The sequence below is a fragment of the Streptococcus agalactiae genome, assembly GCF_949788565.1.
Classification (GTDB): domain Bacteria; phylum Bacillota; class Bacilli; order Lactobacillales; family Streptococcaceae; genus Streptococcus; species Streptococcus agalactiae.
Window position 1 is genome coordinate 1675201 of sequence record NZ_OX460931.1, and the last position, 13964, is coordinate 1689164.

15 protein-coding genes are annotated in these 13964 nt (G+C 35.8%); 3 read left to right on the forward strand and 12 right to left on the reverse strand.

Translation table 11 applies throughout. The features are described 5' to 3' along the window. Nucleotides 1-9 precede the first annotated feature (9 nt). Nucleotides 10-774: a DUF4931 domain-containing protein gene (locus tag QOR44_RS08540; RefSeq protein ID WP_032458824.1), complete on the reverse strand. Its 765-nt coding sequence runs from the start codon at nucleotides 772-774 to the stop codon at nucleotides 10-12. Nucleotides 775-950: 176 nt separating this feature from the next. Between QOR44_RS08540 and rpsN the strand changes: the two genes are divergently transcribed. Further along, entirely contained in the window at nucleotides 951-1220 is a 270-nt protein-coding gene (gene rpsN / locus QOR44_RS08545; protein ID WP_001085659.1) for a 30S ribosomal protein S14, read from the forward strand. A gap of 360 nt (nucleotides 1221-1580) precedes the next feature. On the opposite strand, the gene QOR44_RS08550 is transcribed toward rpsN, so the two are convergent. The 4 genes from QOR44_RS08550 to tsaB form a co-directional block, all read right to left on the reverse strand. Beyond that, nucleotides 1581-2606: a threonine aldolase family protein gene (locus tag QOR44_RS08550; RefSeq protein WP_000902190.1), complete on the reverse strand. Its 1026-nt coding sequence runs from the start codon at nucleotides 2604-2606 to the stop codon at nucleotides 1581-1583. A gap of 118 nt (nucleotides 2607-2724) precedes the next feature. Next, entirely contained in the window at nucleotides 2725-3735 is a 1011-nt protein-coding gene (gene tsaD, locus QOR44_RS08555) for a tRNA (adenosine(37)-N6)-threonylcarbamoyltransferase complex transferase subunit TsaD (RefSeq protein WP_000655084.1), read from the reverse strand. A 75-nt stretch (nucleotides 3736-3810) separates the two neighbouring features. Beyond that, nucleotides 3811-4218: a ribosomal protein S18-alanine N-acetyltransferase gene (gene rimI, locus QOR44_RS08560; protein WP_000445943.1), complete on the reverse strand. Its 408-nt coding sequence runs from the start codon at nucleotides 4216-4218 to the stop codon at nucleotides 3811-3813. Between the two features lies 1 nt (nucleotide 4219). After that, nucleotides 4220-4912 (reverse strand): tRNA (adenosine(37)-N6)-threonylcarbamoyltransferase complex dimerization subunit type 1 TsaB, encoded by a 693-nt coding sequence (gene tsaB, locus QOR44_RS08565; protein ID WP_000978604.1) that lies wholly within the window; start codon nucleotides 4910-4912, stop codon nucleotides 4220-4222. Nucleotides 4913-5090: 178 nt separating this feature from the next. On the opposite strand from tsaB, the gene QOR44_RS08570 reads away from it, so the two are divergent. Both QOR44_RS08570 and rnjA read left to right on the forward strand, forming a co-directional pair. Continuing rightward, nucleotides 5091-5321 carry a DNA-dependent RNA polymerase subunit epsilon gene (locus QOR44_RS08570; RefSeq protein ID WP_000639570.1) on the forward strand — a complete coding sequence of 77 codons (231 nt, stop codon included), beginning with the start codon at nucleotides 5091-5093 and terminating at the stop codon, nucleotides 5319-5321. A 53-nt stretch (nucleotides 5322-5374) separates the two neighbouring features. Continuing rightward, nucleotides 5375-7054: a ribonuclease J1 gene (gene rnjA / locus QOR44_RS08575; RefSeq protein WP_000065498.1), complete on the forward strand. Its 1680-nt coding sequence runs from the start codon at nucleotides 5375-5377 to the stop codon at nucleotides 7052-7054. 161 nt (nucleotides 7055-7215) lie between these two features. On the opposite strand, the gene QOR44_RS08580 is transcribed toward rnjA, so the two are convergent. The 7 genes from QOR44_RS08580 to gap form a co-directional block, all read right to left on the reverse strand. Beyond that, nucleotides 7216-7725: a CHAP domain-containing protein gene (locus QOR44_RS08580; RefSeq protein WP_001883456.1), complete on the reverse strand. Its 510-nt coding sequence runs from the start codon at nucleotides 7723-7725 to the stop codon at nucleotides 7216-7218. Between the two features lie 147 nt (nucleotides 7726-7872). Then, nucleotides 7873-9219 (reverse strand): type I glutamate--ammonia ligase, encoded by a 1347-nt coding sequence (gene glnA / locus QOR44_RS08585; RefSeq protein WP_000156225.1) that lies wholly within the window; start codon nucleotides 9217-9219, stop codon nucleotides 7873-7875. Between the two features lie 33 nt (nucleotides 9220-9252). Further along, nucleotides 9253-9624 (reverse strand): MerR family transcriptional regulator, encoded by a 372-nt coding sequence (locus QOR44_RS08590; protein WP_000664338.1) that lies wholly within the window; start codon nucleotides 9622-9624, stop codon nucleotides 9253-9255. Nucleotides 9625-9703: 79 nt separating this feature from the next. Then, nucleotides 9704-10243 carry an FUSC family protein gene (locus QOR44_RS08595; protein ID WP_000854121.1) on the reverse strand — a complete coding sequence of 180 codons (540 nt, stop codon included), beginning with the start codon at nucleotides 10241-10243 and terminating at the stop codon, nucleotides 9704-9706. A 262-nt stretch (nucleotides 10244-10505) separates the two neighbouring features. Next, complete coding sequence (locus QOR44_RS08600; protein WP_001096753.1) at nucleotides 10506-11702, reverse strand: phosphoglycerate kinase; 1197 nt, start codon at nucleotides 11700-11702, stop codon at nucleotides 10506-10508. A 134-nt stretch (nucleotides 11703-11836) separates the two neighbouring features. Then, nucleotides 11837-12706, reverse strand: coding sequence for a 5'-nucleotidase, lipoprotein e(P4) family (locus QOR44_RS08605; protein ID WP_000858923.1), 870 nt, complete (start codon nucleotides 12704-12706; stop codon nucleotides 11837-11839). Nucleotides 12707-12914: 208 nt separating this feature from the next. Further along, the gene (gap, locus tag QOR44_RS08610) at nucleotides 12915-13925 is read right to left on the reverse strand and encodes a type I glyceraldehyde-3-phosphate dehydrogenase (RefSeq protein WP_000260656.1); all 1011 of its coding nucleotides are present in this window, start codon (nucleotides 13923-13925) and stop codon (nucleotides 12915-12917) included. Nucleotides 13926-13964: the final 39 nt, after the last annotated feature.

A 13964-nucleotide genomic window follows, 5' to 3' on the forward strand; every position in this document is an offset into this window, starting at 1 on the left:
ATATAGAATTTAAAGATAATATTTGGCTCTTAAGGCTTCTTTGATTTTTTCCAATTCATCTGGTAAATTTACCTGATGAATAGCATACCCAATCTGATAAGGGGATACTATAAAACGAGGAACAATTTTACAAATAAGACCCCCATCATGCTTATAGAAAAAGAGATTATAAGATTTACAGCGCCCTCCCAAGAATTCATTTAAAATATAATGACACAAAATTGGTAAACTATCTGCAATCAAAATAGCGTTTTCCAATTTGGATACTTTAATTGTGAACTCTGTGAAATCAAGCATAGGACGATTGGCAATACTAATCTCTGCTTGTTGACTCGTTTCCGAACAAACCTCGATACCATCAAACCAATCTAAGTTCAACGTTTCATAAGCATCTACGTTTTTTAAGCCAACAATTTGGCTATGAGGATGTCGTAAACTTCCGCCAGATAAGGGCCCAAAATTTCGATAAAGAACGACCGAACGGTAATGACCACTTTCTTCCATTAATTGCCATTTTGACAAAAGATAATCTAACAATTGGCGCATCTTTGACTCACTATAAACTGAAATATCCCCATTGTGATTATTTGATTCAATCACCAATGTTTGATAGGTTTCTTCTAAAGTTGGGTATTTATTTTCTACCCAGATCATATCGTCTTTCACGTCTAGGATTTTTCCTAATTGGCTTTTATCACAAAATGGACATTTGTCTTTATTACTGGGTTTTTGTTTCGCGATATTAGGGTTAAATCGGATATATCTTTCATTCATACTGTTATTGTAACACATTCATCACCATTACAATATAATACTTATCCAGTTAACATTTTCCTTGCATTCTTAGCTGAAAAGAGTATAATAGAATCATGTCTTGTTTACTGGTTAATTACCAGTTAACTAGGCACCCTGTTTTGGGATAGAAAAATCTTTTTGGGAAAGGAGAAATCATGGCTAAGAAATCAAAAATTGCTAAATTTCAAAAACAGCAAAAACTCGTAGAACAATATGCTGAACTACGTCGTGAGTTAAAAGAAAAGGGTGATTACGAAGCACTTCGTAAACTTCCTAAAGATTCTAACCCTAACCGACTTAAAAATCGTGATTTAATCGATGGCCGTCCTCACGCTTACATGCGTAAATTCGGTATGAGTCGTATTAACTTCCGTAACCTAGCTTACAAAGGCCAAATTCCTGGCATTAAAAAAGCAAGCTGGTAATTCGTGAAGACAAATAGTTACTTTTTATGACTATTCTATTGAGTGTGGACGAATAGTTAATACATTGTAATTATTTAACCTGTTGAGTATTTACTCAGCTATTACAAACTTCTTCAAAATTTTATTATCATAGGAATGTAGGATCTCATCAATCCTTAAATGACTAATAATAAAAGATGAAAAAATTTTTCTTATCTCAAATCATAGATGCCAATTTATTTATTTTCAAAAAGCCCGGTATGCCAAGATACCGAGCTTTTTATTATTATAAATACTGATAAAATTCTTTTAGTTAATCCCAAAAACAAGACTATTATTTTGTAATAGTCACTACTGAATAATATTTCTTTTATTAAAAACTCACAAGACATTTCTTAAAGCAGTTACATCTTCGCGACTAGTTGACCAACTAGTTGCTAGACGTATTACAGTATGATGGTCATCATATTTTTCCCAAAAACTATAAGCTACATTCTTTGCTAAATCTGCTAGTTTTGTATTTTCTACAATAATAAATTGTTGATTAGTTGGTGATTTTAAATAGAATGAGTAACCTTTTTCTTCTAAAATGATTTTTAATTCCTCTGCTAAGTCGATCGCATGCTTTCCAATTTTTAAGTAAAGGTTATCCGTAAAGAAACGATCAAAAGCAAGCCCCAGCAATCTTCCCTTGGCTAATAACGCACCATGCTGCTTTACAATTGTAGTAAACTGTTTTGGACGATTTTTCTTTGTGAAAACAACTGCTTCCCCAGCAAGAGCCCCCATTTTGGTTCCACCAATATAAAAAACATCTGATAAGGCTGCAATCGTTGGGAAATCAACATCTGTATCTTTCGCAGCCAAACCATACCCCAGACGAGCACCGTCAATAAATAAGGGGATTTGATAATGTTTACAAATCTTCGACAACTCTTCTAGTTCTGCTTTACTATAAAGTGTTCCATATTCTGTTGGATGTGATATATAAACCATTCCTGGAAAAACCATGTGTTGGTAATTACCATCAGCATAAAAAGTCTCAATATAAGTTGCAACTTCGCTTGAGAGTAATTTCCCATTATGAGAAGGTAAAGTCAATACCTTATGCCCTGAAAATTCTATGGCTCCTGCTTCATGACTACTCACATGACCTGTTTCTGCAGCAATAACTCCTTCATAAGAAGCAAGCATACTACTGATAACTACTTGATTTGTTTGAGTACCACCCACTAAAAACTCAACTTCAGCTTGTGGACAGGAACAGACTTCTCGAATTTTATCTGCCGCTTGTTGACAGTAACTATCTGTCCCATATCCCGATAGACCTTGATCATTAGTTTCAATAAGGGCATTTAAAAGCTCTGGATGAGCTCCTTTATTATAATCATTTTCAAAATGTAACATTCCTTAACTCCTTTATTAGTTAAAAAAATAGCGACAATATCATTTGCTAATATTTTTGAATATTCAATCATTATAACAAATAAAAAATATCAAAACAAGCGTTTTGATATTATGAACACTATAAACTCTCAAAAGCTAAACTAGGTTTGGCATTCAATTTTAAAGAAGCAAAATTCTCTTTTTCAAACTCTATCGCTGCTGCTAATGCAATCATTCCTGCATTATCCCCACATAATCTAAGAGGAGGAATAACCACATCAATATCAGGAGAAATATCAGTAGCCAAGCGTTCCCGAAGTCCTTGATTAGCTGCAACTCCACCAGCAACGACTAAAGTTTTCACTGGATACTTTAACAAAGCTTTTTGAGTTTTGGCCAATAAAATATCCAAAACAGCCGCCTGAAAGGAAGCACATAAATCTTCAAGAACCAATGCTTCACCCTTTTGTTCTGCATTATGATGTAAATTGATAAATGCAGATTTTAATCCAGAAAAAGAAAATTCAAGATGATCTTCTTTGATCATCGCTCTAGGAAAATGGTAAGTATCTTGACCCTTATGAGCTAACTGATCAATCTCGCGACCTGCTGGATAAGTTAAGCCCATAACACGGCCTACTTTATCATAAGCTTCTCCAACAGCATCATCCCGAGTTTCTCCTACTATTTTGTAATCTCCCGGTTCAGAAACATATACTAATTCTGTATGTCCTCCACTGACAAGCAAAGCTAACAATGGGTATTGAAGTTCCTTAACGTCACGTGCTGCCATTAAATGACCCGCCATGTGGTTTACAGGAATTAGAGGTAATTTATTTGCCCAAGCGAAAGCTTTTGCTGCAGCCATACCTACCAATAAGGCTCCTACTAATCCCGGACCATATGTTACAGCAACAGCATCCAAATCGCTAGCAACAATACCTGCTTCTTGAATAGCATCCTCAAAACAGGTTGTTACTACTTCAACGTGATGACGGCTTGCCACTTCAGGAACAACACCACCAAAACGTTTGTGACTTTCAACTTGACTTGCAATAATATTAGCTAGTAACTCTTTATCATTTTTTAAAATAGCAACACTAGTTTCATCACATGAACTTTCCACTGCTAAAATATATCTATCTTTCATAATGATATTAATCCATCAATATCGTCTTTTCCATTAGTATTGAGGACTATTCATATCCTTTCTATCATCAACTATTTATCCCTTGCGCATCACTATAGCATCTTCAATTGGATCATGGTAATAATTTTTGCGCTTTCCTAAAACTACAAAACCACACCTCTCATAAAGTTTTTGTGCTACGATATTTGAATAACGAACCTCAAGAAAAACTGGCACCTCTATATCAGCGATCATTGACATTAACTGGTAAGCATAACCTTTACCTTGATAATTTTTTTTTACAGCAATATTAGTAATTTCTACTTCACCTACCAATTGTTGAAGAGCCAAAAAACCAATGACCTCACCGTCATTATAAACAAAAAAATAATCTGTTGAATCTTTTTTTAAATCTTCTGAAATCTGCGATAAACTCCACGGAGATTTGTCATAGACATCAGATAGTACGCTCCATATAGCCAGTGCTTGTTCTGATGATTCCATCTCAAACTCTCTTAATATATTCTTCTGTATTCGTTTCACAGTGGTTTTTTAACCAATTTTCCTCAGCTTCAACACGTTTTAAGTATCGTGGAACAAACGCATCTACATTAACGCTTTTCATTTTTTGTCCTTTGCGCCCAATTGCCACTGCACAAGGTAAAGTTTCTGTAATTTTAGCATGTGGTAAAGCTTTCTTAATCTGGTCAAAAAATGCTGCAACCTCTCCGACAAAATGAACATTGGCTTTATTCCCCACCTCTTGTAAGACTTCTTCAAGAGAAGTGTGACAGTCTGGTTTAACAGTATCACCATTTTGATAGAAACCAACATAAACATTGTTACGTCGTGCATCTATAAGTGGTACCAATAAATCATTTTCTGAAAATCCATTTGTTAAAGCGTACAGGCTAGATACTCCAACTAAGTCAATCTTAAGCGTATAAGCTAGCATTTTTGCTGTAGCAACAGCTACACGTAAGCCCGTATAAGATCCTGGACCCTCTGCTACTACGATACGGTCCAAATCTTGAGGTTCTAAATCAATTGATTGCATTAAAAAATCAATGGCTGGCATCAAATTAATGCTATGATTCTTTTTGATATTGATAGTGACAGTCGCTAAACATTCCATATTGTTTAGTACAGCCACTGATAGTGCTTTGCTTGAAGTATCAAAGGCTAAAACTTTCATCATTTAACTTCCCTTACTTGATTCTACCTCTTATTTTATGATATAATCATGATAATTGCAACGAATCAAGGTTAATTCTATTACTCTATAAAAACTTAATAATGGTTTGTCATTGTCTCACTTAACGGCATTGACCCATTTTTTTATAGTTAGAAAAACCGAGAGATAAGAAAGGATTATTATGATTTATAAAGTTTTCTATCAAGAAACAAAAGAACGCAACCCACGTCGTGAGCAAACCAAAACACTTTACGTTACTATTGATGCAGCTAATGAATTAGAAGGTCGCATTGCTGCACGTAAACTAGTTGAAGAAAATACAGCTTACAATATCGAATTCATCGAGTTACTTTCAGACAAACACCTTGAATATGAAAAAGAAACTGGTGTTTTCGAGCTCACTGAGTTCTAGAAAGGAGTTAAACATAATAGCTAGAGTAATCTACCCATTATGATAAACTTATTATGTCAAATATCAACTTAAAACCCGAAGAAGTTGGGGTTTATGCGATTGGTGGTCTCGGTGAAATCGGAAAAAATACTTACGGTATCGAATATCAAGACGAAATTATTATTGTAGACGCTGGTATTAAATTCCCTGAAGATGATCTTTTGGGAATAGATTATGTTATCCCAGACTATTCATATATCGTTGAAAACATTGACCGTATCAAGGCCCTTGTTATAACTCATGGGCACGAGGACCACATCGGTGGTATTCCTTTTCTATTAAAACAAGCTAATTTACCGATTTATGCAGGCCCTCTCGCTCTTGCTCTAATCAAAGGTAAGTTAGAAGAACATGGTTTACTTCGTGACGCTACATTATACGAAATCCACGCTAATACAGAGCTGACTTTTAAAAACTTAAGCGTTACATTTTTCCGCACTACTCACTCCATTCCTGAACCATTAGGTATTGTTATTCATACCCCTCAAGGTAAGGTTATTTGTACAGGTGACTTCAAATTTGACTTTACACCTGTTGGGGAGCCAGCTGACTTACATCGTATGGCTGCTCTAGGCGAAGACGGTGTCCTCTGCCTTTTATCAGACTCGACAAATGCTGAAGTTCCAACCTTCACTAATTCCGAAAAAATTGTTGGGCAATCTATTATGAAGATTATCGAAGGTATCGAGGGACGTATTATTTTCGCCTCTTTTGCTTCAAACATCTTCCGACTCCAACAGGCTGCTGAAGCTGCTGTTAAAACTGGTCGTAAAATTGCTGTTTTTGGACGGTCAATGGAAAAGGCAATTGTTAACGGTATTGAACTTGGCTATATTAAAGTTCCAAAAGGTACCTTCATTGAGCCAAGCGAACTTAAAAATCTTCATGCTAGTGAAGTTTTAATTATGTGTACAGGTAGTCAAGGTGAGTCTATGGCAGCACTTGCTCGTATCGCTAACGGTACTCATCGTCAAGTTACTTTGCAACCTGGTGATACTGTGATTTTCTCATCAAGCCCAATCCCTGGTAATACAACAAGTGTCAATAAATTAATCAATACCATTCAAGAAGCTGGTGTCGATGTTATTCATGGTAAAATTAACAATATCCATACCTCCGGCCATGGTGGTCAACAAGAACAAAAATTAATGTTACGCTTGATTAAACCAAAGTATTTCATGCCCGTACACGGTGAGTATCGCATGCAAAAAGTCCATGCTGGTTTAGCAGTTGACACAGGTATTCCTAAAGAGAATATCTTCATTATGGAAAACGGTGATGTTTTAGCTTTAACGAGCGACTCTGCTCGCATTGCTGGACATTTCAATGCTCAAGATATCTACGTTGATGGGAATGGTATTGGCGATATTGGTGCGGCAGTTCTACGTGATCGCCACGACTTATCTGAAGATGGTGTTGTCCTTGCCGTTGCTACCGTTGATTTCGATTCAAAAATGATTTTAGCTGGACCAGACATCCTTAGCCGAGGCTTTATCTATATGAGAGAATCTGGGGACCTTATTCGCGAAAGCCAACATATCTTATTCAATGCTATTCGTATTGCACTGAAAAATAAAGATGCAAGTATCCAATCAGTAAATGGAGCTATTGTTAATGCCTTACGACCATTCTTATATGAAAAAACTGAGCGTGAGCCTATCATTATTCCTATGGTCCTTACCCCTGATAAATAAACAAAAGAACGGAAAATACCTTTTCCGTTCTTTTTAATTGCCTATATTAGCAAAATAAGTTAATATATCAAATTACTTCTGGGATAACTATAGAATATAAAAGAACTCCATCCAAACAGTATCGTACTTTTATACCGTCTATGTGAGGAGTTCTTTATAGATTAATTCGGATAAATGTAGCTAACTACCCCTGGTGTCACTGTATTTTGTGGATCAAACCAACCACGATAATTATCAATCCATTGATGACCTGCATAATTAGATTCTAAAACCTGAATTTTATTAGTGACAGGATCTACAGCTGTAACATAAGCCACATGTCCATAACTACCATCAGTCCAACATACGATAGAACCCACGCGCGGTTGTGTTCCTACTGTATAACCAGCTGATGCGGCGCTCGCAGCCCAATCACCACCGTTTCCCCACCAGTTACCTGCCCATGTTGCCATCTCCTTTACACCCCATGTGCATTGACCTAGTGGAAACGTATTACTAGCTGGATGTGCTTGAGCAATTTCCTCCGCACTTGCTAGATAGTCTACATCTACTGCATAGTTATATGTATTCACATCTGCATTTGTTGAAGCAAATGAAAAAGCGGACACCAAAGCCACTGTTCCAAGCATTGTTTTAGACTTTAATTGTTTTATGTTCATGTTTTCCTCCATCTGATGACTCCTAGTTTATCAAATCCATATAACAAATAAATGAAAACCTGTAACAAGTTTTAGGCAATTTTTTACAATAATTTACAAAAAAACTAGTTTTAGACTTTACAAAATAAAGCCTAAAACTAGTTATAAACATTCTTATGATTAATATAAATCTAGGTAATTATCAATTTCCCATTGTGAAACATAAGTCGCATAACTTGCCCATTCAATACGCTTAGCATCTAAGAAATTAGTATAGATATGAGTTCCTAGGGCCGCTTTTACCACTTCATCTTCTTCAAGTGCTTTAAGAGCATTATGAAGAGTAGATGGTAAATCAACAATACCTGCTTGACGACGTTCTTCTACAGTCATAGCATAGATATTTGTCTCAATTGGTTCTGGTGCTTCAATTTTATTCTCGATTCCCTCAAGTCCTGATCCCAAAAGTACTGATAAAGCAAGATAAGGATTTGCTGTTGGGTCAACCGAGCGCAATTCTAGGCGTGTTCCCATACCTCGAGATGCAGGTACACGAATAAGTGGCGAACGATTGCGACCTGCCCAAGCAATGTAAACTGGTGCTTCGTATCCTGGTACCAAACGTTTATAAGAATTAACAGTTGGATTAATGATAGCTGTGTAATTGTAAGCATGTTTCATTAACCCACCTAAAAAGTAGTAGGCATCCTCTGATAATTGCATTCCACGTGGATCTTCTGGATCAAAGAAAGCATTGTTCCCTTCATTATCAAAAAGAGACATATTACAATGCATACCTGAACCATTGATACCAAACTTAGGTTTTGCCATAAAAGTAGCATATAAACCATGCTTACGAGCAATTGTTTTAACAACCAATTTAAATAATTGAATGTTGTCACAGGCTTTTAAAACATCATCATATTTAAAGTCAATTTCATGCTGTCCAACTGCTACTTCATGATGACTAGCTTCAACTTCAAAGCCCATTTGTGTTAAGACATTAACAATTTCACGACGTGTATTATCTGCTAAGTCTGTTGGAGCTAAGTCAAAGTAGCCTCCTTTGTCATTAACATCAAGTGTTGGGTTACCATTTTCATCCATTTTAAATAGGAAAAATTCAGGTTCTGGTCCTAAGTTAAATGACTTATAGCCCATCTCTTGCATACGTTTCATATTACGCTTAAGATTTCCACGTGGATCTCCGGCAAAAGGTTCTCCTTCTGCTGTATAGATATCACAGATTAGACCTGCAACAGCTCCATTTTCATCTCCCCAAGGAAAGACAATCCAAGTATCTAAATCAGGATATAAATACATATCAGATTCATTGATACGAACAAAGCCCTCAATAGAAGATCCATCAAACATTGCTTTATTTGATAAAACTTTGTCTAATTGTTCATCTGTAGCCGGAATTTCGACATTTTTCATTACTCCTAAGATATCTGTGAACATCAAACGGAGGAAGGTAACATTTTTTTCCTTAACTTCGCGACGAATATCTTCTGCTGTGATAGTCATATAGTCTCCTTAATATCTAGCTTGACTGCATGTTTACAAATGCATATTTCCAATGTGCTGTGAAGGACTTGAAAAACGCCCTTGATTACGGAGCTCATCTTGTAAAAGTCGACGAACCTCGGCATCTGATAATGACTTTTGTTTCTCTTTGGACTTATGTTGTCTTTGCATGTATTCATTTTTAATATCAGAAATATGCAAACCATCGCTAATGAAGTCTTTTATTTCCAGTAAGCGGTCCATATCATTCAGTGAAAACATGCGACGGTTACCTTCAGTACGTTCAGGTGTGATTAACCCTTGATCCTCATAATAGCGAATTTGTCTGGCAGTTAAATCTGTCAACTTCATAACAGCTCCAATTGGGAATACAGCCATTGTACGCCTAAGTTCTCTTTCTTTCATGATGGCCTCCTTTCATTAAACCATTATAAACTTTAAAAAGTTTGATGTCAACTCTCATGTGAGATTTTATGACATCAAACTATAATTTGTTATTTTTTAGTTTTTTCCGAAGTATTTCAATATCTGTATTAACCATCATTGCAATAAAAACACCACAAAAAGTTTCAAAAATACGTGCAAAAACGTATAGAATTGTCTCTCCGCTTGGGATTGATAAAGTTATAATAAGTAATGCGGCTGTCCCCCCAATAATACCTGATTTATTATTACAAGCAACATTAATCATGATACATAACATGGTACAAATAGGAACAATTAATAAAGTAACCCAAAAAGCTTGATGAAATATCTCATTGAATGCAAAAAATACTAAGGAGAGTAAGCCACCTATACTATTACCAATAATTCTAGAAAAACCAAAGTGCACGCTTTTATCAAAGTCTTCTCTTAAACTAAATACAGCAGTTAGAGCACCAATTTGAAGCCCTTTCCAACCAAATAAATGAAAAACCAATAAAACTAAAAAGACCGATAAGCCTGTTTTAAATGTTCTCATTCCCAATTTAAACTTTTTAATATCAAATTTGTAATTAGATAATAATTTTTTTAACGTTTTCATACCTATCCCTTCACTATATATTCTAACATATCAATCCATAAAACCCTTTTTGTAAACGTTTTATTTATTACTAGTATATCTTTTATAAACCAATTTATATGAAATCGTCATAAACTTTTGAAAATTGCAGTGTCAACCAAATACCACTATATCTAAAAACTAGTAAATGATAAGTGAAGTCAAGGAAAATTCAATAACTCTACATTATCAACTAAAAAAAGACATGCATCAGCATGTCCTTTAATATAAATTATAATGACTATTATTTTTCAGTCAATGCTGCCAAACCTGGTAATACTTTACCTTCGAGCAATTCCATGCTTGCTCCACCACCAGTAGAGATCCATGAGAATTTGTCAGCACGGCCAAGGTTGATAGCAGCTGCTGCTGAATCACCACCACCGATGATTGATTTAACGCCTGGTTGTTTAACGATAGCGTCCATTACACCGATTGTACCAGCTTGGAAGTCAGGGTTTTCAAAGACACCCATAGGTCCGTTCCATACAACTGTTTTAGCACCAGTAAGTGCTTCATCAAATTTAGCGATTGATTTAGGACCGATGTCAAGACCAAGGAACCCTTCTGAAACTGCTTCACCTTCAGTGTCGCGAACTTCAGTATAACCAGCAAATGCGTTTGCTTCTTTTGAGTCAACTGGCAAGATCAATTTACCGTTTGATTTTTCAAGGAGGTCTTTAGCAACATCCAATTTGTCTTCTTCTACAAGTGAGTTACCGATTTCGATACCTTGAGCTTTGTAGAATGTGTAAGTCATACCACCACCGATAAGAACTTTATCAGCTTTTTCAAGAAGGTTTTCGATAACACCAATCTTATCAGAAACTTTTGAGCCACCAAGAATAGCTACGAATGGGCGTTCTGGAGTTTCAACTGCTTCTTGGATGTAAGCAATTTCGTTTTCAAGAAGGAAACCAGCTACAGCTTTTTCAACGTTTGCTGAAATACCTACGTTTGATGCATGAGCACGGTGTGCTGTACCAAATGCATCGTTAACGAAGATTCCATCTCCAAGTGAAGCCCAGTATTTACCAAGTTCTTCGTCATTCTTAGATTCTTTCTTACCGTCAACATCTTCAAAACGAGTGTTTTCAACCAAAAGAACTTGTCCATCTTCCAAAGCATTGATTGCTTCTTCTAATTTTGCACCACGAGTAACACCTGGGAATACAACATCTTGACCAAGTTTAGCAGCTAAATCAGCAGCTACCGGTGCAAGTGATTTTCCTTCTTTGTCAGCTTCTTCTTTAACACGTCCAAGGTGAGAGAAGAGGATAGCACGACCACCTTGTTCGATGATATACTTGATTGTTGGAAGAGCCGCAGTGATACGGTTGTCGTTAGTGATAACGCCGTCTTTCAAAGGCACATTAAAGTCAACACGAACGAGGACTTTTTTACCTTTCAAATCAACGTCTTTAACAGTCAATTTAGCCATTAGTAAAACTCCTTATATAATTTGATATTATTTATTATAACATATTTTTGTGAACAGTTGTAATTATTGATTACTTTTTCACAAATAGATTTCATAGATTTTCCTAGTTGTTTTCAAGAGAATTCGTATACTTATTAATCATACGAATGCAACATTTTTTGTCGTTCTTTCAATTGTTTTTGAACATCCAGATGTTTTCCTTGATAAATAGCACTTTCCCAAGAACCGTACATAGGATTTGGGAAAACAATAAATTTACTACCAAACTCACTTTGAAGTTTAGTTAGTAGTTGTTCTCTATCTGTACTAGATGATTTAGAAAAATCAGCAAAATCAACTAAATTATCTCCAAAAAGCATAATTAAATTAGTATCTTTTTGAACTGCCTGACGGCGACTCTCTTTAGATTTCATTCCTTTTTTAAGGAAAAGCAAGTGGTCTTTCCCTTGAACAGGTATACCTTCCTTCTCTAAATTTTCTTTAGTCGCATCAACTTGAGCATCTGTACGATCTGAGACATAATAAATTTTTATTCCCTTTTCATTAGCATACTTCAAAAATGCTTTGGCACCCGCAACAGCCTTAGCTGACTTCTTTTGCACCCATTTATCCCAACTCTCTGGCGTGAAACTAGAGCCATCTTTAATATTCTTTGCTTGATATGGGCTATTATCTAAAACTGTTTCATCTAAATCTAAGATAATTGAATATGGTTTTTCACTGGGCTTTTGTAACCAATCATCTAACTTCATTTTAGCAACATTATAACCTTGTAAATATAAAGCCTTGGCTTCTGCAGAATTTTGATACCAAAGGACAGACATAGTGTTTTCCTTAGCCAACAGTTTATTAGAACTTAGAGAAATATTTTTAAATTTCGTCTTTTGCTCCACCTTATCTGGAGACATATCAGCTTTTTTAGTGCTGTGGTTTGACTGACATGCTGTCATCATAAATGCAGCAACAGATAACGATAAAACTGAAAAAACTTTTGTAGTCTTCATAAAACTTCTCCTCTATATTTTTTCAATTAAATCATACCACTGCTTACTTTCAAAATCAAACCTTATTTTAACTTATAGCCAATATAATTCAGTTTTCATTTCTTTTCTGATAATTTTCTACAATAAAATGAAAAAACATTCGTATTATTTTTTATTTATAAAAATAAAAGAGGGATAAATCCCTCTTTTACATCATATTAATTAAAAATTATTTTGCAATTTTTGCAAAGTATTCAAGTGTACGAACAAGTTGTGAAGTGTATGACATTTCGTTATCGTACCATGAAACAACTTTAACCAATTGGTTACCGTCAACAGTTTGAACTTTAGTTTGAGTAGCATCAAACAATGAACCGTATGAAATACCAACGATATCAGATGATACGATTGGATCTTCAGTATAACCGTATGAATCGTTAGCTGCTGCTTTCATAGCTGCATTTACTTCTTCAACAGTTACGTCTTTTTCAAGAGTTGCAACCAATTCAGTTACTGATCCAGTTGGAACAGGAACACGTTGTGCAGCACCATCAAGTTTACCGTTCAATTCTGGGATAACAAGACCGATAGCTTTTGCAGCACCAGTTGAGTTAGGAACGATGTTTGCAGCACCTGCACGAGCACGACGAAGGTCACCACCACGGTGTGGTCCGTCAAGGATCATTTGGTCACCAGTGTATGCGTGGATAGTAGTCATCAAACCTTGTTTAACACCAAAGTTGTCTTGTAAAGCTTTAGCCATTGGAGCAAGACAGTTTGTAGTACATGAAGCACCTGAGATAACTGTTTCAGTTCCATCAAGGATATCGTGGTTAGTGTTGAAAACAACTGTTTTAACGTCGTTTCCACCAGGAGCTGTGATAACAACTTTTTTAGCACCATTTTCATGGATGTGTTGTTCAGCTTTTTCTTTTGATGCAAAGAAACCAGTTGCTTCAAGAACGATTTCTACGCCATCAGTAGCCCAGTCAATGTTTGCTGGTTCGCGTTCAGCAGAAACTTTAACAAATTGACCGTTAACTTCGAATCCACCTTCTTTAACTTCAACAGTACCGTCGAAACGACCTTGAGTTGTGTCATATTTCAACAAGTGTGCAAGCATGTTTGGATCTGTAAGGTCGTTGATACGAGTAACTTCAACACCTTCTACGTTTTGGATGCGACGGAATGCAAGACGACCGATACGACCGAAACCGTTAATACCAACTTTAACTACCATTAGTGATTTCCTCCTTATGAAAATCTCAAATATTTTATT

Bases quoted from the DNA above. Each gene is read 5' to 3' on its own strand.
- QOR44_RS08540 (WP_032458824.1), bottom strand. From the start codon at position 774: ATGAATGAAAGATATATCCGATTTAACCCTAATATCGCGAAACAAAAA.
- rpsN (WP_001085659.1), top strand. From the start codon at position 951: ATGGCTAAGAAATCAAAAATTGCTAAATTTCAAAAACAGCAAAAACTC.
- QOR44_RS08550 (WP_000902190.1), bottom strand. From the start codon at position 2,606: ATGTTACATTTTGAAAATGATTATAATAAAGGAGCTCATCCAGAGCTT.
- tsaD (WP_000655084.1), bottom strand. From the start codon at position 3,735: ATGAAAGATAGATATATTTTAGCAGTGGAAAGTTCATGTGATGAAACT.
- rimI (WP_000445943.1), bottom strand. From the start codon at position 4,218: ATGGAATCATCAGAACAAGCACTGGCTATATGGAGCGTACTATCTGAT.
- tsaB (WP_000978604.1), bottom strand. From the start codon at position 4,912: ATGATGAAAGTTTTAGCCTTTGATACTTCAAGCAAAGCACTATCAGTG.
- QOR44_RS08570 (WP_000639570.1), top strand. From the start codon at position 5,091: ATGATTTATAAAGTTTTCTATCAAGAAACAAAAGAACGCAACCCACGT.
- rnjA (WP_000065498.1), top strand. From the start codon at position 5,375: ATGTCAAATATCAACTTAAAACCCGAAGAAGTTGGGGTTTATGCGATT.
- QOR44_RS08580 (WP_001883456.1), bottom strand. From the start codon at position 7,725: ATGGAGGAAAACATGAACATAAAACAATTAAAGTCTAAAACAATGCTT.
- glnA (WP_000156225.1), bottom strand. From the start codon at position 9,219: ATGACTATCACAGCAGAAGATATTCGTCGCGAAGTTAAGGAAAAAAAT.
- QOR44_RS08590 (WP_000664338.1), bottom strand. From the start codon at position 9,624: ATGAAAGAAAGAGAACTTAGGCGTACAATGGCTGTATTCCCAATTGGA.
- QOR44_RS08595 (WP_000854121.1), bottom strand. From the start codon at position 10,243: ATGAAAACGTTAAAAAAATTATTATCTAATTACAAATTTGATATTAAA.
- QOR44_RS08600 (WP_001096753.1), bottom strand. From the start codon at position 11,702: ATGGCTAAATTGACTGTTAAAGACGTTGATTTGAAAGGTAAAAAAGTC.
- QOR44_RS08605 (WP_000858923.1), bottom strand. From the start codon at position 12,706: ATGAAGACTACAAAAGTTTTTTCAGTTTTATCGTTATCTGTTGCTGCA.
- gap (WP_000260656.1), bottom strand. From the start codon at position 13,925: ATGGTAGTTAAAGTTGGTATTAACGGTTTCGGTCGTATCGGTCGTCTT.